This window comes from Streptomyces sp. NPDC047061 (assembly GCF_040643955.1).
Taxonomy (GTDB): Bacteria; Actinomycetota; Actinomycetes; order Streptomycetales; family Streptomycetaceae; genus Streptomyces.
Genome location: NZ_JBEYVI010000052.1, coordinates 52,189 through 75,420 on the forward strand (window position 1 = coordinate 52,189; position 23,232 = coordinate 75,420).

The following is a 23,232-nucleotide window of genomic DNA, read 5'->3' on the forward strand; positions in this document are numbered from 1 at the left end:
GACTTCACCTCGTACCTGCGCAAAGGAACCACCATGCCCACCACCGTCAACGCGTTCGGCGCCCACGAAGCGGGCAAGCCGCTCACCGCCCTGAGCATCGAGCGCCGGGACGTCGGCCCGCACGATGTCCGGCTCGACATCCTCTACTGCGGTGTCTGCCACTCCGACATCAACTTCGTCGGCGGCGCGTTCGGCCCGCTGCCGGTCAGCCCGCTCGTCCCCGGCCACGAGATCGTCGGCCGGGTGACCGAGACCGGCTCCGGGGTCACCCGCCACCGCGTCGGCGACCTGGTCGGCATCGGCTGCATGGTCAACTCCTGCCGCGCGTGCGAGAACTGCAAGGCAGGCCAGGAGCAGTACTGCCTCAAGGGCCACACCCTGGTCTTCGGCAGCCCCGACCCGGCCGAACCGGGCGCCCACACCCAGGGCGGCTACTCCGAGGCGATCGTCGCCCCCGAGGACTTCGTCGTCCGCGTGCCCGAATCCCTCGACCCGGCGGCCGCCGCTCCCCTGCTGTGCGCCGGCATCACCGTCTACGCCCCGCTCAAGCGGTTCGGCGCCCGGCCCGGCACCAGGGTCGCGGTCGTCGGCCTCGGCGGCCTGGGCCACCTCGGCGTGAAGATGGCCAAGGCCATGGGCACCGACGTGACCGTGCTGTCCCGGTCCGACGGCAAGCGCGAGGCCGCCATGGCCCTCGGCGCCGACCACTACGCCGTGACCGGTGACGGCTCGGCGTTCACCGAACTGGCCAACACCTTCGACATCGTCCTGAACACCGTCAGCGCGCCCGTGTCCCTCCCCGACCACCTCGGGATGCTGCGGCTGCACGGCACCATGGTGAATGCCGGGGTGACGACGGAGCCGATGCCGATGGACGTCCTCACCCTGTGCCAGAACGGCCGCTCCTACGCGGGGTCGCTGTTCGGCGGCATCGCCGAGACGCAGGAGATGCTCGACTTCGCGGCCGAGCACGGCGTGAGCGCCGACATCGAGCTGATCGCCGCGCAGGACATCAACACCGCCTACGAGCGGATCCTCGCCTCCGACGTCCGCTACCGGTTCGTCGTCGACGGCGCGACCTTCGCCGATCCGACGGCGTGACGCACTCCCCCAGAAGACAATCGCCCCCCGTCTACGAAAGGCGAGGACCATGACCACCTGGAACGACGCCGACCTGAGCAGGATCGGCACGGCGGAAGAACTGGACCTGGCGTCCGAACGCGTCGACGGCACCCTCCGCACCCCCGTGACCATGTGGGTCGTCCGCGCGGGCGACCGGCTCTACGTCCGCTCGGTCAAGGGCGTCGACGGCCCCTGGTACCGCGGCACCCGCTCCCGGCACCGGGGACGCGTCGAGGCCGGAGGCGTCCGGGCCGACGTCGCCTTCCACGACGCCGATCCCGGCGAGTACGCCGATGTGGACGCGGCCTACCGGGAGAAGTACGGCCGTTACACCGGCATCGTCGGACACGTCCTGACCGACCGGGCCCGCGCCTCCACGCTGCGTCTCGAACCCCGCTGACCCCCGAGGACGTCGCGGCCCGAGGCAACCCGAGGCGACCCGGGGAGCTCAGGTACGCGTGACGTTGCCGACGGCGGTGCGCAGGTCCTCCTCGCCGGTGAGCAGCGGGGGCAGGGGGGTTGCGCCGGCGGGGTCGAGCGCGTCGAAGAGCAGGGCGACGAAGCGGGCTCGCAACGAGGGCGCGGTTCCGGGGAGGGCCAGGCCGGCGACGGCCATGACGAGGAAGTGCGGGATGTCCTCGGCGGTGAGGTCGGGGCGGATCTCGCCGGCCTGCTGCCCGCGCACCAGGAGCGGGTGGAGCGAGGCGCTGAAGTGCTGGAGGACGTCCACCGCCACGTCGGCGAAGTTGCTGGCGAAGGTGACCAGGCCCCGCTCCTCGGTGATCAGGTCGAGCAGCCGCGTGGCGATGTCCTGGAGCGCCCGGCGCGTGTCGGGGGCGTCGGCGGCGCCGTCGATCAGCGGAAGCAGGTCGGTTTCCAGGATGTCGTCCAGGACGGCCCGCACGACGGCTTCGCGGTTCGGGAAATGACGGTAGAGCGTGGCGATGCCCACGCCGGCCTCGGCCGCGATCTGCTCCAGCGAGCCGTCCCCCCTGCCCAGCACCGTGCGTCCGGCGGCGGTGATGCGCTCCACGCTGGAGCGGGCGTCGACCCGCTGCCGGGGAGCGCGTTCGTTGGTGCTTGCCATGCGTGACTCTTCCCTGTCCTGCGATGGAGGCCGCCCCTCCGGCGGCGATAGCATCCTATCGTAGTGATAGTTGACTATTGCTTTGGTAGTACCCTCTCACTTCGCGACGTGGTCCGGACCGCCGGACCACCGGACGAAAGGGAGAGCTGTGTCCGTTCTGCTGTACCGGCTGGGAAGGTTCGCCTACGGCAAACCGTGGTACGTCATCGGCGGCTGGCTGGCCGTGCTGACGGCGGTCATAGCCCTGCTCGTGACCTACCCGGTCAAGCTCAGCAACGAGGTGCGCATCGACGGCACCCCGTCCCAGCAGGTCATCGACGACCTGGCCGTCTCCCTGCCGGAGGCGTCCGGCGGCCAGGGCATGCTGCTCTTCAAGGCCCCGGCCGGCGCCCGGATCGAGGACGCGCGGGTCCGGTCCGCCCTGCTGGCGGCGGTGAACGCCGTCTACGGCCACGACCACGTCATCGACGCCAGGAAGGCCCTGGCCGCGGAGGCCGCCAAGGGCAAGAACAGCCTCCTGCTGCGGGCCCAGACCGCGGTGGCCCAGGCCTCCGGAACGCCGTCCTCCGGCAGGACCCCCGTCCCCCTGCAGTCGGAAGGCGGGCCGGTGCCGGGTGTGATCGTCTCCGCGGACGGCTCGACGGCGCTGCTGCAGTTCCAGTTCGACCAGCAGACCTACGAGCTTCCCTCCGGCACGATCGACAGCACCATCGAGACCGCCGAGCGGCAGGCCGCACACGGCGGCCTGGAGGTGCTGCCGTCGGCGTCGATGCTGGAGATCCCCGAGATCGTCGGCGTCGGGGAGATCGTCGGCGTCACCGTCGCGGCCCTCGTCCTGCTGGTCACCCTGGGGTCGGTCGTCGCGGCCGGTCTGCCCCTGGTCATCGCGCTGGTCGGCGTCACCGTGGGAGTGGGCGGCGCGTTCACCCTCTCCACCGTGTTCGAGATCCACTCGCTCGCCGCGGTGCTGGCCCTGATGCTGGGCCTGGCCGTGGGCATCGACTACGCCCTGTTCATCGTCAACCGTGAGCGACGGCTGATCCTGGACGACGGTCTGGACGCGCACGAGGCGACCGGCCGGGCCGTCGGGACCGCCGGAAGCGCCGTGTTCTTCGCCGGCACCACCGTCGTCATCGCCCTCGCCGGACTCCTGGTCGTCGGCATCACGCTGCTCAGCACCATGGCCCTCGTCGCGGCCGCCACGGTCGCGATCGCCGTGCTGCTCGCCCTGACCCTGCTGCCGGCGCTGCTGGGTCTGGTCAAGGAGCGGATCTGCCCCGCCCGGATCCGCCACAGGGCGCAGCGGCACGTATCCGCCGCCGACGGCGGACGGGCCACCCGCTGGGGAGCACACCTGGTCCGCCACAAGTACGCCGCCCTCGCGGCCGCGATCCTGATCCCCGCGGTCCTGGCCGTGCCCGCCGCCGGCATGAAACTGGGCCTGCCCTCCGGCGCCAGCTACAACCCCGACACCGGACAGCGCCGCAGCTACGAGCTGACCAGCAAGGCGTACGGCCCCGGCTACAACGGCCCGCTCCTGATCGCCGTGAACTCCAGCGCGGACGGCCGGTCCCTCACTCCCGGGACCCTCGCGGCGGTCACCTCCGACCTGCGCGGTGTGAAGGGCGCGACCTCGGTCTCCCTGGCCGGGATGAACAGGACCGGTACCACCGCCATCCTCAGCCTGGTCCCCGCCGGCGGTCCGAACGACGACGCCACCAAGGACCTCGTCACCGCCGTACGGGCCAAGAGCGCACGGATGGGCACGGCTCACGGTGTCACGGTGGGCATCACCGGCTTCACCGCGCTCGCGATCGACGTCTCCGACCGGCTCGCCGACGTCCTGCCCCTCTACGTGGCGACCGTCCTCGGGCTCTCCCTGCTCATCCTGCTCCTGGTCTTCCGCTCCCTCATGGTCCCCGTGACGGCCACCGTCGGCTTCCTGCTGACGATCGGCGCCACCTTCGGCCTGACCACGGCCGTCTTCCAGTGGGGCTGGCTGCAGAACCTCATCGGACTCGACGCCACCGCACCGGTCGTGAGCCTGCTGCCCGTCATCATCACCGGCGTCCTCTACGGACTCGCGATGGACTACCAGATGTTCCTGGTGACCTCCATGCGCGAGGCACACGTCCACGGCGCCGACGCCCTCGACGCCACCGTCACCGGTTTCGCCCGCGCGAGCTCGGTCGTCCTGGCGGCGGCCACCATCATGGTCTCCGTCTTCGCCGGCTTCGTCTTCAACGCCCAGCCCATGATCAAACAGGCCGGCTTCGCCCTGGCCACGGGCATCCTCATCGACGCCTTCGTCATCCGGATGACCCTCGTCCCGGCCACCATGGCACTCGCGGGGGACAGAGCCTGGTGGATCCCCGCCTGGCTGGACCGCCTGCTCCCCGACCTGGACGTCGAGGGCGACAAGCTCGCCCAGCGGATCCCCCTGCCCCACCCCGCGACCGCCCAGCCCCCCGCCCCGGCCCAGCAGACCGGGACCACCGGCTGATCGACGAGTTGGCGAGCCGGGCACGGGCCAAGGTCCTGCAACCGGCCTTCGAGGGCGGGCTGCCGCAACAGCCCGCCCTCGAAGGCGAGATCAACGACGAGGCCGAGCAGGTGCCGGCGACTCGTGCCGGCCGCGGAGTCGGACTCCCGAATCCCTATTCGTACGGGAATTCCGCTCGGTGTTCCGCTCAAGTCCGGGCGCGGGCGCCGAGGGCCCGGACAGTCGCCCACGCAGCCGCCGCGTCAAGTCCCGGTCGCCGCTCGTCCGCGAAACACTTTCGGAAACCTGCCCGTGACACACCGCTGCCGTGTCCCAATACTGTCCTCACATTTCCGTTCCGCCCGTTCCCGCCAGAGGAACCGCACAAAGGAACCGAGTTGAGACGTACTTTGATGCGAAAGGTGCTCGGGGCAGCAGCAGCCGCAGGCATAGGCATGGCATTCACCATCACAGCCGCGACGAATGCGTCGGCATATCAGCCGAGCGCCGCGAACCTCTATTCGGCGACGAATTCCGCCGCCTGCAACAAGAGCCCCTGCGTGCTCTACCCGAAGTCGGCCCAATTGCCCGACGGCCGGATCGTGGCGACGTTCGAGGACAGCGAGACCACTCCGGTGGGGCAGACCCTGCCCGTCTACAAGAGCGACGACGACGGCACCACCTGGGCGAAGCTGGCCGACGTCAAGGCCCCCGCCTACCTGTCCGCCGACTCCGCGTACGCCAAGTACACGAGCAACTGGACGAACCCGTACCTCTACGTCCTCCCGCAGAGCGTGGGCAGCCTGAGCGCCGGCACGCTGCTGCTCGCGAGCATCGTCTCGGGGGACGACTCCTACTACCAGGAGCAGAAGGCCGCGAACTCCTCCTGGACGCCGACCAGCGACGGCGACCGCAAGGACGTGGCGCTGGCCCTGTACTCCAGCACCGACGACGGGGCGACCTGGAGCCTCCGGAACATCATCGCCGCCGGCGGCTGGCAGGGCGGCAGCGCGGGCAGCGTCGGCCGCACCTCGACCGCCAACACGTACAAGCAGGTCGACCCGGTCTGGGAGCCTCATCTGCTCGCCCACAACGGGCAGTTGATCGCCTACTACTCCGACGAGGACGACTACACCGGCTACGACACCGGCACCGGCGCCCCGACCCTCGACCCCGACAACGCCACGGCGACGGACTCCGGCGGCCAGGTCCTCATGCACCGGACCTGGGACGGCACCAGCACCTCCGCCTGGAGCAGCCCCGTCGTCGACGTCCCCGGCTCGACGGTGGACATGGGCGGCGGCAAGACGGAGATCGGCGGCGGACGCCCCGGCATGACCACGGTCGCGCCGACCACCGACGGCAAGTGGATCATGACGTACGAGTACTGGGGCGGCGGCACGAACGTCCGGTACCGGATCGCCGACGACCCGACGAAGTTCTTCTCGGGCACGGACGCCGCGATCACCTCGCTGCCCGTGCCGTCGGGCGGCAGCACCCTCGCCACCGGCGGCAGTCCGGTCCTGCTCCCGATGCCCGACGGGCGGATCGTCTACAACGCGGCCGGCAGCGGGAGCGTGTGGGTGAACGAGTCGGGCACGAGCACCGGCACCTGGAAGCAGTACCAGACGCCGATCGCCGCCGGATACAGCCGTGACCTGCAGTACGTCGACGGGACCGGGCGCGTGCTGATCCTCCAGGCGTCCTGGAGCGGCACGAGCGTCGGACCGGTGAAGTACGCCGAGGTCGACCTCGGCCGGTCCGACGGCGCCTACTACACCCTCGTCAACCGGCTGACCGGCCAGGCCCTCGCCCCCGCGTCCGGCAGGACGCAGGACGCCAACCTCACCGGCAACACCCCCGACCTGGTCACGAGCGCGGTGTCCGCCTCGGACACCACCCAGCGCTGGCACACCCAGGCCAAGGGCTCCGACATCACCCTCCTGAACAAGGCCGGCGGCCGCGCGGTCGCCGTCTGGACCGGCAGCGCGACGGCCGGGCAGAAACTGGCCCAGTGGGTCGACGACGGCGCCACGGACAAGCAGTGGACGCTGGTCGCCTCCTCCACCAGCGGCTACTACAAGCTCCGCTCGGTAAAGAACACGAGCCTCTACATGACGGGCGCGACCGCGGGCGGCTCCGTCACCCTGGCCGCCTCGGCCGACGACGGCTCGCAGGACTGGCAGCTGGTCCAGGACCCGCTCCCCACGGACTCGACGTTCACCCTGAAGGGCGGCTACTCCGGCCGCTGCCTCGACGTCCCGAACGGCCAGACCGGCGTCCAGGTGCAGATCTACGACTGCTCGGGCAACGCCAACCAGACCATCACCCAGACCACAGCGGGCGAGCTGCGCGTCTCCGGCAAGTGCCTGGCCGCGAACGGCGACGGCACCACCGCGGGCACCAAGCTGATCCTGTGGGCCTGCAACGGCAAGACCAGCCAGCAGTGGGCGTCCCGGGTGGACGGCACGATCGTCAACCGCTCCAACGGGCTGGTCATCGACGTGACCGGCTGGGGGACCGCCAACGGTACGAAGGTCGAACTGTGGACCGGCCTCGGCAACGCCACCCAGCAGTGGAGCAGAGTCCAGTAGCCGCACCAGTGGACGGGCGCCGGAGTCTTGTCCGCCGGCGCCCGCTGCTGTTGCATGGCGCCAGGTCGCCGGCGGGAGAACGAGGACAGTGACCGTTCAGGACAAGGGGCAGCTGGACGCGCAGTACGGCCTGCTGACGAGCATCGCCCAGGAGGCGGGGGTGTCGCTCAGCACCGTGTCCAAGGTCGTGCACCGGCGCCGTGACGTGGGCGCGAAGACCCGGTCCCGGGTCGAGGAACTGCTGGACCAGTACGGGTACGTGCGCTCCTGGGACCGGGAGTCCGCCGCGTCCCGGCAGATCATCGCCGTCTTCCGGGACCTGTCGGGCCCCTACACCCTGGAGGTCGTCCGCGGGATCGTGGACGCGGCCGGTGAGCTCGACGTCGACGTGGTGACCGGGACCACGAGCCGGCGGTCCATCGGCCAGTGGCTGGAGGAGTGCGTGGCGCTCGGCGCGGCCGGGCTGATCATCGTGATCTCGATGCTGGCCGAGGACGACCAGCGGCGGATCGTCGAGCAGCGGCTGCCGGTGGTCCTGGTGGACCCGCTGAGCGCGCCGTCGGCCGACATCCCGAGCATCGGGGTCACCAACTGGAGCGGAGCCAGGGAGGCGGTCCAGCACCTCCTCGGCCTCGGCCACACCAGGATCGCCATGGTCGCGGGGCGCTCGCACTCGCTGGCCGGCGCGGCGCGGCTGCACGGCTACCGGGCGGCGCTGGAGGAGGCGGGCATCGGCTACGACCCGGCGATCGTGGGTTCGACCGACTTCGACTACGACGAGGCGCTCGCGGCGGGCCTCAGGATCCTGCGCGGTGAGCGTCCGCCCACGGCCGTCTTCGCCGCCAGTGACGCCCAGGCACTCGGCGTCCTGGAAGCCGCCCGGCAGCTGGGCCTCCGAGTACCGGACGACCTGGCGGTGATGTCCTTCGACGACACCCTGGTGGCGGCCATGGCGTCCCCGCCGCTGAGCGCGGTGCGCCAGCCGTTCGAGGAACTGGGGCGCGAGGCCACCCGCGTTCTGCTGTCGGTGGCGGAGGGCCGCCCGCCCGCCTCCCCACGCATCGAACTGGCCACGGAGCTGATCCTCCGGGCCTCCACGTCCGCCCCGCCCCGCGGATGAACGCGCAGGAAAAGGCGGGCGGTCCCGTGCAGAGACCGCCCGCCCGAGCCGTGCGCGCCCTTCCTCAGTCCCGCTCGACCACCGCCGGCACCCCGTGCTGCCGTACGACGCTCGCGTCCCGCTGCTCGCCGACGAGCCGAACGCCCATCTCGTTCGGGGTGTCCCCGCTGGAGGACCCGGCCCAGAGCAGGATCTCGCCGGGCTCGACGACGCGTCGGCCGTCCAGGCCGGTGAAGGCCAGGCGGTCGGTGTGGACGCCGAAGCGGACGGTCGCCTCCTCCCCCGGCTCCAGCGGCACCTTGGCGAAGGCCAGCAGCGCCCGGACCGGCCGGGTGACCTGGGCGAGGGGGTCGGTGAAGTACAGCTGGACGGCCTCGGCGCCGGGAACGTCTCCGGTGTTGCGCACCTGCAGGGAGACGGTGAACTCACCGTCCGTGGGCACCTGTTCACGATCGACCGCCAGCCCGTCGATCTCGAACGACGTGTACGACAGGCCGTGCCCGAAGGGGAACGCCGGGCTCGGGTCCAGGTTGGACAGCCAGCTCTGCCGGTCGCCCAGCGGCGGGTGCAGATAGGTGTACGGCTGTCCGGCGGGCGAGTTGGGGATCTGCACCGGCAGCCTGCCGCTGAAGTTCGCGCGGCCGGAGAGGAGTTCGGCGACCGCCCGGCCCCCTTCCTCGCCCGGCAGGAAGACCTGCACCATGGCCGCCGTACCGGCCGCGAACCGCCCCACGGCGTACGGGCGTCCGCTGACGACGACGAGGACGACCGGCCTGCCCGTCGCGAGCACCGCCTCGACCAGCTCCTCCTGCACACCCGGCAGCCGCAGGTCCTCGACGTCACAGCCCTCTCCCGAGGTGCCGATGCCGAACATCCCGGGCTTGTCGCCGACGGCCAGGACGGTGAGGTCGGCCGCGCGACTCGCCTCCACCGCCGCCGGAATGCCGTCCCGGTCGTCGTCCCGTATCGGGCACCCCGGCGCGAACAGCCATTCCACTGCCGGGAGTTCATCGGCCAGTGCGGCCCGCAGCGACACCGCCACCACACCGTTGCCGAGGTCGTCGCGGTCGGAGAGGACGTGGTTGGGGAAGCTGTAGCAGCCGAACATCGTGCGGACGTCGTCGGCACACGGGCCGACCAGCGCGATCCGGCCGGTGGACGGGAGGGGCAGCCCGCCGGAGTTGGCCAGCAGGACGACACTCGACTGTGCGACCGCGTGGGCGAGTTGGCGGTTCTCGGGCTTGTCCAGGTCGAGTTCGCCGGCGCGCAGGGCGGGCGGCTCCGGGTCCCAGTCGGCGTCGAGGAGCCCGAGGGCGGCCTTCTGCCGAAGCACCCGCCGCACGGCCCGGTCGACGTCGGCCTCGTCGGCCTCCCCCCTTCGTACGGCATCGGCCAGCGACGCGCCGAAGCCGCGCTGGTCGGGCAGTTCGACATCCAGGCCCGCGTGGAGTGCCAGCACCCCGGCGCCCGGCAGGTCGGCGGCCACCCGGTGCGCGCTCACCAGGAACGGCAGCGACCAGTAGTCGGAGACGACGGTGCCCCGGAAACCCCACTGGTCGCGCAGCACACCGGTCAGCAGCCGGCGGCTCGCGGCCGGGGCCTCGCCGTCGATCTCGGCGTACGAGTTCATCACCGAGCCCACTCCGGCGGCGACGATCCGCTCGAAGGGCGGCAGGATGACATCGGTGAGCTCGCGGGGGCCGATCCCGACCGGGGCGTGGTTGCGGCCGCCCATGGAGGAGGAGTAGCCGGCGAAGTGCTTGAGGGTGGCGTACACCCCGGCGCCCTGCAGGCCGAGGACGTACGCCTCGCCCATCTCCCCCACCAGGTAGGGGTCTTCGCCGTACGTCTCCTCGCAGCGCCCCCACCGGTAGTCGCGGATGACGTCGACGACCGGGGCGAGGCCCTGGTGGACACCGGCGGCGGCCATGTCGGCGCCGATGGCCGCGCCGACCCGGCGGATCAGGGCGGGGTCGAAGGTGGCGGCCATGGCCAGGGAGGTGGGGTAGATGGTGGCGCCGTAGGCGGTGAAGCCGGTGAGGCACTCGTCGTGGGCCATCGCCGGGATGCCGAAGCGGCTCTGCGCCATGATCTGGCGCTGGCGTGCGGCCAGCAGGCGGGCGTGTTCCAGGGCGGGGCGGGGGACGGTGCCGTAGGGGCGGGTGAGCTGGCCGAGTCCGTGCCGGGCGGTCTCGTCGAGGTCGCCGACGCGCCCGAACAGACTGGTCCCGGGGGCGACTTCGGGACCGGCCGGTTCGACGTCCTCCCAGGTGCTGCCGAGTTGGGCGATCTTCTCCTCCAGGGTGAGCCTCGCCAGCAGCGCCTCGACGCGTTCGTCGACCGGGCGGGCGGGGTCGGCCCACGGACGGTCGTCTCCCGCCGGGGAGAGATCGGCGTGGTGGTCCGGCGTGGTGGTCGTCATGCACGACTCCTCGTGGGGGTTGTCACTTGGGCATGCCGAGGGCGGCCGGCGGCTCTGTCGCCGCGGCCGACTCCCTCCGGGCGTTGGCTACTTGGAGAATCCGGCGGTCAGTCCGGCGACCAGCTGACGCCTGGCGAGGACGAACACGACCAGCATGGGAAGGGTGGAGAGGACGACCGCCGCCATGGTCGCGGGCACATTGATGCCGAACTGCCCCTTGTAGAGGGTGAGGGCGAGCGGCAGGACGGCCTTGTCGCCGCTCTGGGTGAGGATGAGGGGGAAGAGGAAGCCGTTCCAGACCTGGAGGCCGTCGTAGACGGCGACCGTCACCAGCGCGGGCCGGGCCAGCGGGGCGGCGAGCGAGAACAGCATCCGCCAGTCGCCGGCGCCGTCCACGACCATCGCCTCGAACAGCGAACGCGGCACGTCCCGCAGGAAGCTGACCAGGATCATCACGGTGACCGGCAGGGCGAACGCCGCCGAGGGCAGCACGATCGCGAGCAGGCTGTCGTACATGTGCATGCGGATGATCAGCAGGTACACCGGGATGATCACCGCCTGGAGCGGGATCGCGAGGCCCAGGAGGTAGAGCCGGAAGGACAGCCGGGACCAGGGGTTGGTGTAGCGGACGATGGAGAAGGCCGCCATCAGGGCGACGACCACGGTGATCGCGACCGCCGCCGCCGTGACCACCACGCTGTTGAGCAGGTAGGTGGTGAACCCGCCGTCGAGGACCGTCCGGTAGTTGTCCAGGGTCGGGTGGGCGGGAGGTGCCAGCGGACTCGCGGTCGTGAAGTCGGTGCTGCCGCGCAGACTGGTCACGACCAGCCAGTAGACGGGTACGACGACCAGCGCGGTCCATACGAGCGCGGCACCGCCGGTGACGGTGCGGCGCGCAGTGGTGACGGCGGTGAGGGTGCGGCGCGGGGCGGTGGCGGTGCTCACAGGCCCTCCTGCTGGCTGTCCATCCGGGTGAAACCGGACAGGCGGGTGGTGAGCAGCGACAGCGCGAGACCGAAGACCACCAGGAGGGTGGCGAGTGCGCTGGCCCGGCCCATGTCGTGGCTCTGGAAGCCCGTGATGTACATGGCCAGCGGCAGCACACGGGTCGCGGTGCCGGGGCCGCCGGTGCCTCCGGAGAGGACGAAGATCAGGTCGAAGTAGGTCAGCGAGCCCACCAGCATCAGCGTGCTCGACGTGACGAAGGTGTACTTCAGCTGCGGGAGGGTGATGCGGAGGCAGCGGGTCACGGGTCCGGCACCGTCGATCGCGGCGGCCTCGTGGAGGGAGACCGGGATCTGCCGGATACCGGCCTGGTAGAGCAGCGCGTGGAACGGCGCGAACTGCCAGGCGATCACGAAGATCACCGTGTAGAGCGCGAGGTCGGGCGAGCCCAGCAGGGGCCGGGCCAGCCAGTGCAGTCCGGGTGTGGCGCCGATACCGAAGGCCGGATCCAGCAGGGCCTGCCAGGTCAGGCCGATCGCCACGGCGGACAGCAGCAGGGGCAGGAACCACAGCACGGCGAACAGCGCGCGCAGCCGTCCCCGGGGAGCCTGGAAGACTCCCAGCGCCAGGGCGACCGGTGTCTGCACCACCCAGCTCACCACCATCACCTTGAGGGTGAGTCCCAGGGCCTGCCAGGTGGCGTCGTCGCCCAGGACGTCGGTCCAGTTGGCGAGGCCCGCCCAACCGACCGACCCCAGGCCGTCCCACCGGGAGAGGCTGAGCACCAGCACGCCGACCAGCGGCACCAGGGCGAACAGCCCGAACAGGACGAGGGCGGGAGCGGCCATCAGCAGGCCGCCGAAGCGGCGACGGCTCCTGCCACGGGCCGTGCCCGGCCGCGCCCTGTGGGACGCGACCGGACGCGACGTACGCACCACGGTGGCCATTACTGTGCCGCCTTGTTCATGTTCGCGCCGAACTCCTCCGGCTTGATCTGCCGCAGGAACGACTTGTCCACGTTCGTCAGCAGCGGGTCGGCCTGGTCCGAGGGCAGCGCCTGGTCCCAGGAGAGCTGGAAGTTCGGCGAGTCCTGCACCAGCTTGTAGACGAAGGCCAGCCACGCCTTGTCGTCCGACTTCGCGGCCGCCAGCTTCGAGTCGAGCCCGTTGACCGGCGGCACGCTGCCGGACGCGAGGTAGGCGTCGACCTGGTCGCCGTTCATGACGTAGTCCTTCAGGTACGTCAGCGCCGCGGACTTGTTCTTGCTCGCCGCGTTCAGCGAAAGGAAGTTGGACGGGTTGCCGACGATGTCCTTCGGGTCGCCCTTGCCGCCGGACAGGGACGGGAAGGCGACGTGGCCGAGGTCCTTCTTCGCGAAGTCCGGCGCCGCCTTGACCAGGTTGGCGTACTCCCAGGTGCCCATCAGCTCCATGCCGGCCTTGCCGGTGTAGAGCAGGGCGGTGGAGGCGCCCTGGTCGTAGTTGACGGAGGAGGCGTTGTCGCCGAAGGCACCGATCTTGGCGAGTTCCTGGAGGCGGGTGTCGGCCGCGGTGACCGCCGGGTCCTTCCAGCCCGAGGGGTCACCGGAGGCGATCCGGTCGAACACCTCGGACCCGCCCTCGCGGTCGAGCAGGTACTCCATGTACATCAGCGTCGGCCACTTGGAGTTCGCGGCGAGGGATATCGGGGTGACGCCGTCGCCCTTCAGCTTCTTCACCGCCGCGAGCAGGTCGTCGTACGTCTTCGGCGGCTCGACGCCCGCAGCCTTCAGGACCTTCTTGTTGTAGTAGAGGACGACGGGAGCGAGGCCGTTCGCCGGGACACCGTAGGTCTGGCCGTCGAAGGTGGCGCTCTTCAGCACGCTGGGCGTGAACCGGAGCAGGTTCACCTGGGCGTCGGTGACGGCGTCCACCTTGCCCGCCTTCACATAGTCGTCCAGCGCGCCGCCGCCCCAGCTGAAGAAGAGGTCGGGGGCCTGGTTCGCGCCGAAGGCCACGCGCAGCTTCTGCTTGTAGTCGTCGTTGGCGAACAGCCGCAGGGTGATCTTCTGGTCCGGGTGGTCCTTGTTGTAGGCGTCCACGGACTCCTTGAGGATCGTCTGGTCGTTGAGCGCCCACATGGTCAGGCCCTTCGACGACGAACCCGAGGACGAGCCCGCCGGTCCCGAAGTCCCGCACGCGGCAAGGGACATGGCCGCCACGACGGCGACCGCGACACCGATCCCGCGCCGCGCTCCCGGAATGCCCGCACCGCTCTCTCCGCTCATTCCGAGTCCCGGAAATCCGCGCATAGTCTGCCTCTCTTCTCTCGGCATGCCGTATTCATGCGCCAGGCAGATGGGCGGCTGGTGCGAAAAGCTTTCGGACGTCATCACCGCGGACGGCCTGCCTGCTGGACCGGGACACTGACACGGAATTCACGGCGGGGACAAGGAGGGGAAATTCCTCGGTTACGAAACACTTTCGCAGCCGGTTCCCGCGTAGGGTGGTCGGGTGTTCAATCGGCTTGAGATCGGTGTGTTGCCACCGGGTCCCCGTTGGGCTGCCCGGTTGCAGTTCCGGGTCGACGGCGCGGACGTGGTGGCGGAGGCGGTCGGAGAGGGCGGCCGCGGCCCGTTCACCGAGGAGGCGCTGCCCGCCGACGGTCACGGTGCCCTCTGGGCGACCGGCGAGGGGCGACGCGTGGTGCTCGGCGAGCCCGAGTGCACGGGCGGATGCTGTGGCTACCTGTCCGTGTTCGTACAACGCCACGGCGAGGTCGTGGAGTGGTCCGACTGGCAGGTGCCCACGGACGGGACCCGGCCCCCGGCGTTCCATTTCGGCGCCGATCAGTACGACGCCGAACTGACCCGGGCCCTGACGGACCGGCCCTGACAGGTCCGCCCGGAGTGATGGACGCGCCGCCGGTCCGTCCAGTTGCCGAACCGGTCCTTCGGGTAGCGACAGCAGTGAACCCCCGGCGGCGGCCGGGGGACGTGTCAGTCGGCGGCGAGTGCCTCGTGGACGGAGGAGACCGCGCCGGCGCCGTCGCCGACGGCGGTGGCCACTCTTTTCGTCGAGCCCGCACGGAGGTCGCCGACTGCGAAGACCCGGGGTGCGCTGGTCTGGAACGGCAGGGCCGTACCGAACGGCTGGGCAGGCAGGCGGCTGTCCGTGAGGACGAAGCCGTCGTGGTCCTTGGCCACGCCGTCCAACCAGCCCGACACCGGGTCGGCGCCGATGAAGCAGAACAGGGCGCGGCAGGCCAGCCGGTCCCGCCGCCCGTCGGACCTCTCGGCAACGATCGACGCGAGGGTGTCGCCGCCGCCCAGTTCGCGGATCGTGCTGCTGGTGTGGACCTGGATCCGCGCATGCGCCCGGATCCGGTCGGTCAGGTACGACGACATCCGGGCTCCGAGATCGGCGCCGCGGACGATCAGATCCACCGTCGCGCCACGGGCGGCCAGCGACAGGGCCGCCTGCCCGGCCGAGTTGGCGCCGCCGACGACCGTCACCGGCTGGTCCTCATAGCCTCGGACGTCCAGCTCGGTCGCGGCGTACCGGACGCAACCGGACTTCTCGAAGGTCGCCCATTGGGGCAGGTCGAGGTGCCGGTAGTGGGCCCCGGTCGCGGCGATCACCGCGCGGCACCGAATGCGTGTGCCGTCCTGCAGCAGCACGGCCGGCCGTCGCTTCTCGGAGAGGTCCAGGCCGGCCACCGCGCAGGGCGCGTGGATCCGTACACCGAACTTGAGCGCCTGGACCATCGCCAGACGGGTCAGGCCTTCGCCGCTGACTCCGTGCGGGAATCCCAGATAGTTCTCGATGCGAGCGCTCTTGGCGGCCTGGCCGCCGAGCCCTGCGCGGTCCAGCAGTACGGTGACGAGACCCTCGGACGCCCCGTACACGGCGGCCGCCAGACCCGCCGGGCCGGCGCCCACCACGACGAGATCGACCGGACGCCCGTCGGCTCGGTAGGTGAGACCGAGCACCTCGGCAAGAGTTCCGGGCGTCGCGCGCCGCAGCAGCGAACCGTTGACCATCGCGGCGGGCAGGTCGTCCTCGCCGAGCCCCGCCCGTCCGATCAGCGAGCGTCCGGGGTGCGAGGCCGCGTCGAGCCAGGAATGCGGCAGGAGCATCTGCGTGACATAGGTGCGCAGTTCCAGGGTCTCCGCGGCGTACGACCGGCCGACGAGCTCCAGGGCGTTGCCTGCCGCCCCGCGGATCACCTCGCGCCGTTCCCGGAACGCCTCGATCAGTGTGTCGGCGATGTCGACCTGCTCGGCGAGGGCCCGGCGCAACATCGCCGCCCGGATCCGGACGACCGTCCCGGCGGACACCACCCGGGCGGTCAGGTAGACGTGCTGTCCGGTCAGCAGGTTGAGCTCGCCGAGGAAGTCTCCGGGGCCGCCCCGGTAGATCAGGCGCTCCGGCTCGATCGCCGTCGCGTCCCGGACGATGTCCACGGTCGCCGACCGGAGCAGGAAGAAGTCGTAGGTGTCGTCGCCGGACGTGTACAGATCCCGGCCGGGCTCGGCCTGCTCCACCTCGCCGTACTCGGCGAGCCGGCGGAACTGCTCGTCGTCCAGGACCGGGCCGCGCGGTGCCGCACCGTCGTTCACGTGATTCCTCCGAGTCGAGCGGTTCAGGCACGGACCGGAACGGGCGCCGGCCTCACCCTGCTGATGCATCGTCACGTCCGGGGTGGGCAAGGTCAGTTGGATGTCGTACGGGTCTGTGCGGGACGTGGGTCAGGCGTGCGGGGCGGGGCGTCGTCGCCCTCCCGGAGGCCGTGGTGGGCGTAGAAGCGCCGCAGAGGCCCCGGCGCCCACCAGTTGGCGTTTCCGAGCAGGCGCATCGTGGCCGGTACCAGCAGCGCGCGGACGATCGTCGCGTCCACCAGGACGGCGATGAGCATCGCCACCCCGATCAGCTTGATGAACGTGATTCCGGAGACGGAGAACAGGCCGATCACGACCAGGATGAGCAGCGCGGCGCTGGTGATGATCCGGCCGCTGCGCTGCAGCCCGACCGCGACCGCCGCGGTGTTGTCGCCGGTCCGGTCGTACTCCTCGCGGATCCGGGACATCAGGAAGACCTCGTAGTCCATCGACAGCCCGAACACGACCGCGAGGACCAGGATCGGCTGGGTCGCCTCCAGCGTCCCGGTGGAGGTGAAGTCCAACAGGCCGGACAGATGGCCGTCCTGGAAGATCAGGACCAGGGCGCCGAACGAGGCGCCGAGCGACAGGATGTTCATCACGATCGCCTTGACCGGCAGCACGACGGAGCCGAAGGCGAGGAACAGCAGGACGAAGCCGGCACCGCCGATGATCAGCGCCATCCAGGGCAACAGACGGCCGACGGCGTCGAGTTGGTCGGCCAGCTGCGCGGTCTGGCCACCCACCAGTGCCTCACCGCCCGGCGGTGCCGGTACGGCCCGGATCCGGCTCACGAGATTCCGCGAGCGGGGCGATATGGGGTCACCGTCGTACATGATCGTGACCCGGGCGACGTCGCCGGACCGACCCGTGACCTCGGCCCCCGACACCCCGTCGACCGTCCGGACGGCGTCGACGTAGCGCTCCAGACCGGCCCGGCCCCCGGCCCGGACCGACGAGGTCACGATCGCCTCGATCGGCACCTGCCCGTTCCGGACGAAGTCCCGGTCGACGGTTTCCGAGACCACACGGCTCTCGGTACCCGTCGGCAGCACCCTCGGGTCGATGCCGCCGAACTCGACGCGCAGGAACGGCGCGGCGGCCAGCAACAGGACCGTGAGCACCCCGGTCGCGTAGACGACCGGGCGGCGCATGATGCTGTGCGCGAGGCGGTACCAGAACCCGTGCGCCACCTCGACCTGCGGGGCAGCCGTCGGCGGGCGGCGCAGCAGCCGTCGTACCGAAAGCGCCTCGACCCGGGGGCCGAGGACGGCGAGCAGGGCGGGCAGCACGGTCAGTGCCGCCACCATCGCCACCACGACCGCGGACAGACCGCCGAGACCCATCGAGCGCAGGAAGGTCATCGGGAAGATCAGCAGTCCGGCCAACGAGACGGCGACGGTGACGCCGGAGACCGCGACCGTACGACCCGCGGTGGCCATCGTGCGGGCGACGGCGTCCTCGACACCGAGCCCGCGGGCGATCTCCTCGCGGAACCGCCCGACCATGAACAGGCCGTAGTCGATCGCCAGGCCCAGCCCGAGAATCGTCACCACGTTGACCGAGAAGACCGAGACGTCGGTCAGGTAGGTCATCCCGCGCAGCGCGGTGAACGCTCCGAGAATGGCCAGACCGCCGAGCGCGAGCGGCAGGCTCGCCGCGGCCGCGCTGCCGAAGACGACGACCAGGAGCACGAGCAGCACCGGTATGGAAACCGTCTCGGCGAAGGCGATGTCCGACGCGACCCGCTCGCGGATGTCGCGGTCGACGGTGGTGGGGCCGCCGACCTGGGTCCGCAGGCCGGGCGCGGCCAGTTCGTCCTCGATCCTGTCCAGCGCGTCGCCGCGCTGCGCCTCGTCGTCGCCCGCCAGGGTCAGCACCGCGTAGGTGGCGTGCCGGTCGTGGCTGACCAGGGCCGGGGAGCCGGTGCTCCAGTAGGTGACGGTCCGGGTCACCACGTCGTGGGGCAGTGCTCGGAGCGTCCGGGTGACGGCTCGCTGGAACGCCGGGTCGTCGACTGTCGTGCTGGAGCTGGTGTACAGGACCACCGCGTCGTTGCCGGTCCGGCCCAGGGTCGCCTCGGCACGTGCGGCCGCGCGCGAGCTCTGGCCGGCCGGGTCGTCGAACCCTCCGGTGGTCAGCGAGCCGAAGACCCGCGTGCCCCAGATGCCGCCGAATGCCAGGAAGGCAGCGGCCAGGCCGATCACCCACCACCGTCGGCGGACCATCGTCCGGCCCAACCTCTCGAACATCGCCGTCCCCTCCTGGCTTCGTCGGCTTCTTCGGCTTCTTCGGCTTGGTGGTGTCAGCGCGCGGCGCGCTTGATGAGGGCGGCCGTCGCCGCGGGCCGCGCGATCATCGCGACATGCGAGGCGTCGGCCTCGACGGTGTGTGCGCCGGCCCGGCGCGCCATGAACCGCTGGGCCGCCGGGGGCAGCACCTGGTCGTCGCGGCCCACCAGGTACCAGGACGGAATGGTCTTCCACGCCGGGGCGCCGGACGGCTCCCCGAGGGTGCGCACGTCCGCCGGGCGCTGGCCGGCCCACATCAGTTCGGTGGTCGCCTTCGGCAGGTCGCCGGCGAACACGTCGTGGAAGAGTTCCTTCTTGATGTAGCCGTCGACGAGGCCCTCACCGTAGGGGCGGAAGTCCAGCGCCTCCTCGCTGAGTCTGCTTCCCGGGTACTTCGTCTGCAGGCCCAGCAGCGTCTCGCCCTGGTCGGGCACGAACGCGGCCACGTAGACCAGCGCCTTCACGTTCGGGTTGCCGGTCGCGGCGTTCGTGACGACGATCCCGCCGTAGGAGTGCGCGACGAGGACGATCGGGCCGCTGAGGGTCGCGAGGATGCCGGCGAGATAGGCGGAGTCGGAGGCCACGCTGCGCAGGGGGTTGGGCGGTGCGATGACCGGATAGCCGTCGCGGATGAGCCGGGAGGCGACCCCGTTCCAGCCGGAGGCGTCGGCGAACGCGCCGTGCACGAGTACCACGGTGGGCTTCTGGCCGCTGCCACTGCCGCTCCCGGTATGTGCCTGCGCGGCGGGCGCGTCCAGTGCGGCGCCCACCACGACCGCGGCGGATCCGGCCAACAGCGCCCGTCGAGTTGTCGTCATCGATGTGTACCCTTCGGTATCCGGTGTTCTCGCTGATGAACGCGGGTCAGCGTAGGACCGGTCACTTGACGGGCACTGAACACAAATCCGGGCGCCCTACAGGGGCCGCTTCCCTGTAAGTTCCGTTACCCCACTGCCTTTCCCTGGGCGACGGCATGCGGCGCCGCCGTGTTGGCGCGCTTGTCCAAGGTGTACCGGCGTTGCAGCGCGATGGCGATCGTCATGAGTACGGCCGGCAGCAGGGTGAAGCCGTAGCGGACGGCCGCCACCGCGCCGGGAGACTGGGTGGTGTGCTCGCCCGCGGTACTGGCCACGAAGCCGCCCACGGCCAGGCAGGCCGCGTACGCGTACGGCCCCAATGCGCTGCCGGTGGCCTCGGCGGCGGTCCACACGCCGGTGTAACTGCCCGCGCTGGCGGTACCGGCCGGCCCGGCGGCGGCGATGACGTCGGGCACCATCGACAGCGGCAGCAGTTGCATCGCGGCGAACGCGACGCCCAGCGTCGCCACGGCCGCGATCAGCAAGGGCAGGCCGGCCGCGGCGCCCAGGGCCAGCACCAGCGAGCCGGCCACGAACACGGCCTGGGCGGCGAGCAGGCTGCGCTGCTTGCCGAGACGCCGGGCCACCAGTACCCACAGGGGGGTGGTCAGGACCGCCGGCGCCATGAACGCCGCGATGAGCACGGTCGTCAGCTCGGAGCGGCCCAGCTCGTACTCGGCGAAGTACGGCATGGCGGCCAGTACCAGTTTCATCGTGATCGCGACGGTCAGATAGGACGCGGTCAGCGCGCGGAACTGCCGGTCGCGCAGCGCCACAAGGAGCCCGCCCCGACTTCCCGGCCCAGCCGGGGTGCCCGGCGCGGCCCGGTTGAGGCGGGCGACGCCGGTGATGCCGACCAGCATCGCCGCAAGCATGACCGCGCCGAGCAGCAGGGCCATCCTCGTGTAGTCGCCGACGCCCGGATCGTCGCCGGCGACCAGCGGCGCGGCCACACCGGCGAGCAGGACGCTCACGGTGATCACGACACTGCGGTAGCCCATGAGGCGGGTCCGCTCGTGGTAGCCGATGCCCAGGTCGGCCGGTGTGGCGAGGTAGGAGACCTGGTAGCACGAGTAGAGCAGTTTGCCGGCGACCAGCGCCACCGCGACCCATATCGCGGCGGTTGTCCCGTGCAGGTCCGACGGCACGGCGAACAGGGTCACGAAGGCGAGCACCACGACGCAGCCGGCCACCATCAGTTGCCGGCGGTGGCCGCGGCCCACCAGGTTGGCATCGGAGATCCGGCCCACCCACGGGCGCACCACGATGTCGGCGGCATTCGGCAGCAGCAGCGCGAGGCCGGCCACCTGCGGCGGCACGGCCAGGACGTCGGTCAGGAAGTACAGCAGGAAGATGCCCGGCACGGTGGCCCAGATGCCCATGCCGACCGAACCGGCGGCGAAGGGGACGAGTGCGCGCAGGGGGAGCCGAACGTTGGTCATGAGCAGCCTTCCGGGAATCCGCCACAGGGGACTGTCGTTGCTCGCTTGCGTCCTCAGAAAGCCAGGGCCAGTCGGCGTACGGCCTCCCGGAGTTCTTCCGGAGTGCGGTCGCTGTAGGCGAACCGCAGGTGCCGGGGCGATGACCGCTGCCGGGGGTCGGCCGCGAAGTACTCGCCCGGCTGGTAGAGCACGCCGTGGGCGGCCGCCCGCCGGAACAGCGCCGCGGGGTCCACGGCGTCGTCGGTGAGCCGGGGCCAGAGGAACAGCCCGCCTTCGGGGGCCACGAGGTCGAGGGCGCCCGGGAGTTGTTCCTGGAGGGCGTCGATCAGCACGCCGGCTCGTTCCCGGTAGAGCGCGGTGGCGCTGCGCACGACCTGGTCGAACCACTCGGTGTCGTCGGTGAGCAGCCGTTCGATGATCGCCTGGGTCACCGAGGAGGTGTGGACGTCGAGGCGGTTGCGCAGCCGGATCACCGGGTCCACGAGGTGGTCCGGCAGCACCAGCCAGCCCACGCGCCAGCCGGGGCCGAGGGTCTTGGTGAAGGTGTTGACATGGATCGCCCGGTCCGACTGGTTGAAGGCCGCGACACTCTGCTCCTGGCCGGCGAAGCGCAGTTCGCGGTACGGGTTGTCGACGATCACGTAGAAGCCGTACCGCTCGGCGAGCTCGATCAGTGCCTGCCGCTTCGGCGTCGAGAGACTGACCTGGGCGGGGTTGTGGAAGTCGGGCACGGTGTACGCCGCGGCGATCCGGGCACCGGTGGCGAGCCGCCGGGCGAGGTGTTCGACATCGAAGCCGTCGGCCACGACCGGTACCGGCAGGATCCGCGTCGTCGACACTTCCAGGGCCCACAGGAAACCCGGGAACACCGGATCGTCCACCGCGACGGTGGCACCGCGCTCGACGACGGTCAGCACCGCCAGTGCGAGGCCGTGCATGCCGCCGTTCGTCACCACGATCCGGCTCGGGTCGACGCCCTCCCGCTTCGCGATCCAGTCGCGCAGCGCCCCGGATCCACGTGCCGGCGAGTACTGGAGGGACGCGACCGCGGCGTCGGGGTCCTGCCACAGCCGCGCCGCTGCCTGACCGATCGCCTCGACCGGCAGAGCCTCGGGCGCGGGGATGCCACCCAGCAAGCGAATCGTTCCGGGGGCAGGGACGGCCAGACTGGCGTCGACGAAGCCCTTCGGCGCCGAGAGCCCACGGGCCAGGGCCGTCAGCCCGCTCTGTTCCTCATCAGGGCCTGCGGTCATGCGTTGCCTCCAGGTCCTGAGAGAGTCGTTCGGCGCGTCGCGCGAACAGGTACGCCTCGCGTGCGGTGGATTGCGTGTGGGCCCGTTGGGCGGCGGCCCGGACCGCGGTGAGGGGGGCACCGCGGGCCTGCAGCAGGCGCGCCTTCAGCAGCAGGAGCAGTCCTTCGGCATAACGCTGGCCGTAGTCCCAGATTGCCTGGTCGGCTCGGTCGAGGGCGGCTTCGGCCCGGTCGGGCGATCCGGCTGCCAGCCACATCTCGGCGATCAGTGCGTAGTTGTAGGCGATGCCCCATTGCGGCGGATCGAGCAGGTGGGCGGCCAGGACTTCCTCGGCCTCGGCCGCGGCGCCGGCCGGATCCTCGCCGGTGAGGGCCCGTGCCCAGCACCAGCTGAGCCAGATGTAGTGGTCGATGAGGGCGCGGAGACGGACGAAGCGGGCAGCGGCCCACCGCTCGCCGGCTCGCCGTGCCGTTTCGGCGTCCCCGGCCATGGAAGCGATCATGGTCGTGTAGTAGACCCAGACCGTGGCCGCGTACGGGTCCCCCGGGGTGTCCCAGGTGTTGACGAAGGCCAGCGCCGCGTCGACGTCACCGTGCAGGGCGGTCATGACCGCCCGCCAGCCGGGCCCTTCCCCTGGAATGCTGCCGTCCCGCCGGAGCGGTGTCTCCTCGTCCGGGGCGAGGGCGCCTCCGACAGCGGCGACATCCTCCTTGACGAGGGTCCGGTACGCCTCACCGATGTTGCCGATGTCCCACTGATGTAGACCCCACATGTGCCGGCCGTAGCGTCGGACGGCCGGGTCGGAGGACACCTGGCCGAGCTCGTGCAGTCGGCGGGCCAACTGCCCGCGGCCCTTCTCGATGGACGTGTAGGCACCCATCGTGCGGATGAAGAGGAAGTCGGCGGCCTCCGCCTCCCGGCCGAGGGTGCGGGCCAGGTATTCGGCGCGCTCCAGCAGATCGAAGGTCGAGGCGTCGT

Annotated in this window: 16 protein-coding genes and 1 pseudogene; 6 read left to right on the top strand and 11 right to left on the bottom strand. The window is 71.1% G+C overall.

Going from position 1 to position 23,232, the window contains the following annotated elements:
• The first annotated feature begins 33 nt into the window (after positions 1 to 33).
• Both ABZ887_RS44585 and ABZ887_RS44590 read left to right on the top strand, forming a co-directional pair.
• A complete protein-coding gene (locus ABZ887_RS44585) occupies positions 34 to 1,101 on the top strand; it encodes an NAD(P)-dependent alcohol dehydrogenase (RefSeq protein ID WP_361303958.1) in 1,068 nt (355 codons plus the stop codon).
• Between the two features lie 49 nt (positions 1,102 to 1,150).
• Positions 1,151 to 1,522, top strand: coding sequence for a DUF2255 family protein (locus tag ABZ887_RS44590; protein WP_361303961.1), 372 nt, complete (start codon positions 1,151 to 1,153; stop codon positions 1,520 to 1,522).
• Between the two features lie 48 nt (positions 1,523 to 1,570).
• Here ABZ887_RS44590 and ABZ887_RS44595 read toward each other — a convergent pair whose 3' ends face one another.
• The gene (locus ABZ887_RS44595; RefSeq protein WP_361303964.1) at positions 1,571 to 2,209 is read right to left on the bottom strand and encodes a TetR/AcrR family transcriptional regulator; all 639 of its coding nucleotides are present in this window, start codon (positions 2,207 to 2,209) and stop codon (positions 1,571 to 1,573) included.
• A 148-nt stretch (positions 2,210 to 2,357) separates the two neighbouring features.
• Between ABZ887_RS44595 and ABZ887_RS44600 the strand changes: the two genes are divergently transcribed.
• The 3 genes from ABZ887_RS44600 (at position 2,358) to ABZ887_RS44610 (ending at position 8,405) form a co-directional block, all read left to right on the top strand.
• Entirely contained in the window at positions 2,358 to 4,712 is a 2,355-nt protein-coding gene (locus ABZ887_RS44600; RefSeq protein WP_361303967.1) for an MMPL family transporter, read from the top strand.
• 434 nt (positions 4,713 to 5,146) lie between these two features.
• Positions 5,147 to 7,285, top strand: a complete 2,139-nt coding sequence (locus ABZ887_RS44605; RefSeq protein ID WP_361303970.1) for an RICIN domain-containing protein — start codon at positions 5,147 to 5,149, stop codon at positions 7,283 to 7,285.
• An 88-nt stretch (positions 7,286 to 7,373) separates the two neighbouring features.
• Positions 7,374 to 8,405 carry a LacI family DNA-binding transcriptional regulator gene (locus ABZ887_RS44610; protein WP_361303973.1) on the top strand — a complete coding sequence of 344 codons (1,032 nt, stop codon included), beginning with the start codon at positions 7,374 to 7,376 and terminating at the stop codon, positions 8,403 to 8,405.
• Positions 8,406 to 8,469: 64 nt separating this feature from the next.
• Here ABZ887_RS44610 and ABZ887_RS44615 read toward each other — a convergent pair whose 3' ends face one another.
• The 4 genes from ABZ887_RS44615 to ABZ887_RS44630 all read right to left on the bottom strand — a co-directional run bounded on the left by ABZ887_RS44615 (position 8,470) and on the right by ABZ887_RS44630 (position 14,038).
• Positions 8,470 to 10,827, bottom strand: coding sequence for a glycoside hydrolase family 3 N-terminal domain-containing protein (locus ABZ887_RS44615; protein WP_361303976.1), 2,358 nt, complete (start codon positions 10,825 to 10,827; stop codon positions 8,470 to 8,472).
• A gap of 87 nt (positions 10,828 to 10,914) precedes the next feature.
• On the bottom strand, positions 10,915 to 11,772 hold the full coding sequence (locus ABZ887_RS44620; RefSeq protein ID WP_361303979.1) for a carbohydrate ABC transporter permease: 858 nt from the start codon (positions 11,770 to 11,772) through the stop codon (positions 10,915 to 10,917).
• Positions 11,769 to 12,620, bottom strand: coding sequence for a sugar ABC transporter permease (locus ABZ887_RS44625; RefSeq protein ID WP_361304009.1), 852 nt, complete (start codon positions 12,618 to 12,620; stop codon positions 11,769 to 11,771). The genes ABZ887_RS44620 and ABZ887_RS44625 overlap by 4 nt, the downstream gene beginning before the upstream one ends.
• Positions 12,621 to 12,718: 98 nt before the next feature.
• Entirely contained in the window at positions 12,719 to 14,038 is a 1,320-nt protein-coding gene (locus tag ABZ887_RS44630; RefSeq protein ID WP_361303982.1) for an extracellular solute-binding protein, read from the bottom strand.
• A gap of 283 nt (positions 14,039 to 14,321) precedes the next feature.
• On the opposite strand from ABZ887_RS44630, the gene ABZ887_RS44635 reads away from it, so the two are divergent.
• Positions 14,322 to 14,645, top strand: a complete 324-nt coding sequence (locus tag ABZ887_RS44635) for a hypothetical protein (RefSeq protein ID WP_361303985.1) — start codon at positions 14,322 to 14,324, stop codon at positions 14,643 to 14,645.
• A gap of 104 nt (positions 14,646 to 14,749) precedes the next feature.
• On the opposite strand, the gene ABZ887_RS44640 is transcribed toward ABZ887_RS44635, so the two are convergent.
• The 6 genes and pseudogenes from ABZ887_RS44640 to ABZ887_RS44665 all read right to left on the bottom strand — a co-directional run.
• Positions 14,750 to 16,372: an FAD-dependent oxidoreductase gene (locus tag ABZ887_RS44640; protein WP_361303988.1), complete on the bottom strand. Its 1,623-nt coding sequence runs from the start codon at positions 16,370 to 16,372 to the stop codon at positions 14,750 to 14,752.
• Between the two features lie 92 nt (positions 16,373 to 16,464).
• Positions 16,465 to 18,663, bottom strand: coding sequence for an MMPL family transporter (locus ABZ887_RS44645; protein WP_361303991.1), 2,199 nt, complete (start codon positions 18,661 to 18,663; stop codon positions 16,465 to 16,467).
• 53 nt (positions 18,664 to 18,716) lie between these two features.
• Positions 18,717 to 19,520: an alpha/beta hydrolase gene (locus tag ABZ887_RS44650; protein ID WP_361303994.1), complete on the bottom strand. Its 804-nt coding sequence runs from the start codon at positions 19,518 to 19,520 to the stop codon at positions 18,717 to 18,719.
• A gap of 125 nt (positions 19,521 to 19,645) precedes the next feature.
• On the bottom strand, positions 19,646 to 21,001 hold the full coding sequence (locus ABZ887_RS44655; protein WP_361303997.1) for an MFS transporter: 1,356 nt from the start codon (positions 20,999 to 21,001) through the stop codon (positions 19,646 to 19,648).
• A gap of 53 nt (positions 21,002 to 21,054) precedes the next feature.
• Positions 21,055 to 22,254: a PLP-dependent aminotransferase family protein gene (locus ABZ887_RS44660; RefSeq protein WP_361304000.1), complete on the bottom strand. Its 1,200-nt coding sequence runs from the start codon at positions 22,252 to 22,254 to the stop codon at positions 21,055 to 21,057.
• Positions 22,238 to 23,232, bottom strand: a pseudogene (locus ABZ887_RS44665) (transcriptional regulator); the annotation flags it as partial. The gene ABZ887_RS44660 and the pseudogene ABZ887_RS44665, both read right to left, overlap by 17 nt.

Bases quoted from the DNA above. Each gene is read 5' to 3' on its own strand.
- ABZ887_RS44585 (WP_361303958.1), top strand. From the start codon at position 34: ATGCCCACCACCGTCAACGCGTTCGGCGCCCACGAAGCGGGCAAGCCG.
- ABZ887_RS44590 (WP_361303961.1), top strand. From the start codon at position 1,151: ATGACCACCTGGAACGACGCCGACCTGAGCAGGATCGGCACGGCGGAA.
- ABZ887_RS44595 (WP_361303964.1), bottom strand. From the start codon at position 2,209: ATGGCAAGCACCAACGAACGCGCTCCCCGGCAGCGGGTCGACGCCCGC.
- ABZ887_RS44605 (WP_361303970.1), top strand. From the start codon at position 5,147: ATGGCATTCACCATCACAGCCGCGACGAATGCGTCGGCATATCAGCCG.
- ABZ887_RS44615 (WP_361303976.1), bottom strand. From the start codon at position 10,827: ATGACGACCACCACGCCGGACCACCACGCCGATCTCTCCCCGGCGGGA.
- ABZ887_RS44625 (WP_361304009.1), bottom strand. From the start codon at position 12,620: ATGGCCGCTCCCGCCCTCGTCCTGTTCGGGCTGTTCGCCCTGGTGCCG.
- ABZ887_RS44630 (WP_361303982.1), bottom strand. From the start codon at position 14,038: ATGAGCGGAGAGAGCGGTGCGGGCATTCCGGGAGCGCGGCGCGGGATC.
- ABZ887_RS44645 (WP_361303991.1), bottom strand. From the start codon at position 18,663: ATGTTCGAGAGGTTGGGCCGGACGATGGTCCGCCGACGGTGGTGGGTG.
- ABZ887_RS44650 (WP_361303994.1), bottom strand. From the start codon at position 19,520: ATGACGACAACTCGACGGGCGCTGTTGGCCGGATCCGCCGCGGTCGTG.
- ABZ887_RS44655 (WP_361303997.1), bottom strand. From the start codon at position 21,001: ATGACCAACGTTCGGCTCCCCCTGCGCGCACTCGTCCCCTTCGCCGCC.
- ABZ887_RS44660 (WP_361304000.1), bottom strand. From the start codon at position 22,254: ATGACCGCAGGCCCTGATGAGGAACAGAGCGGGCTGACGGCCCTGGCC.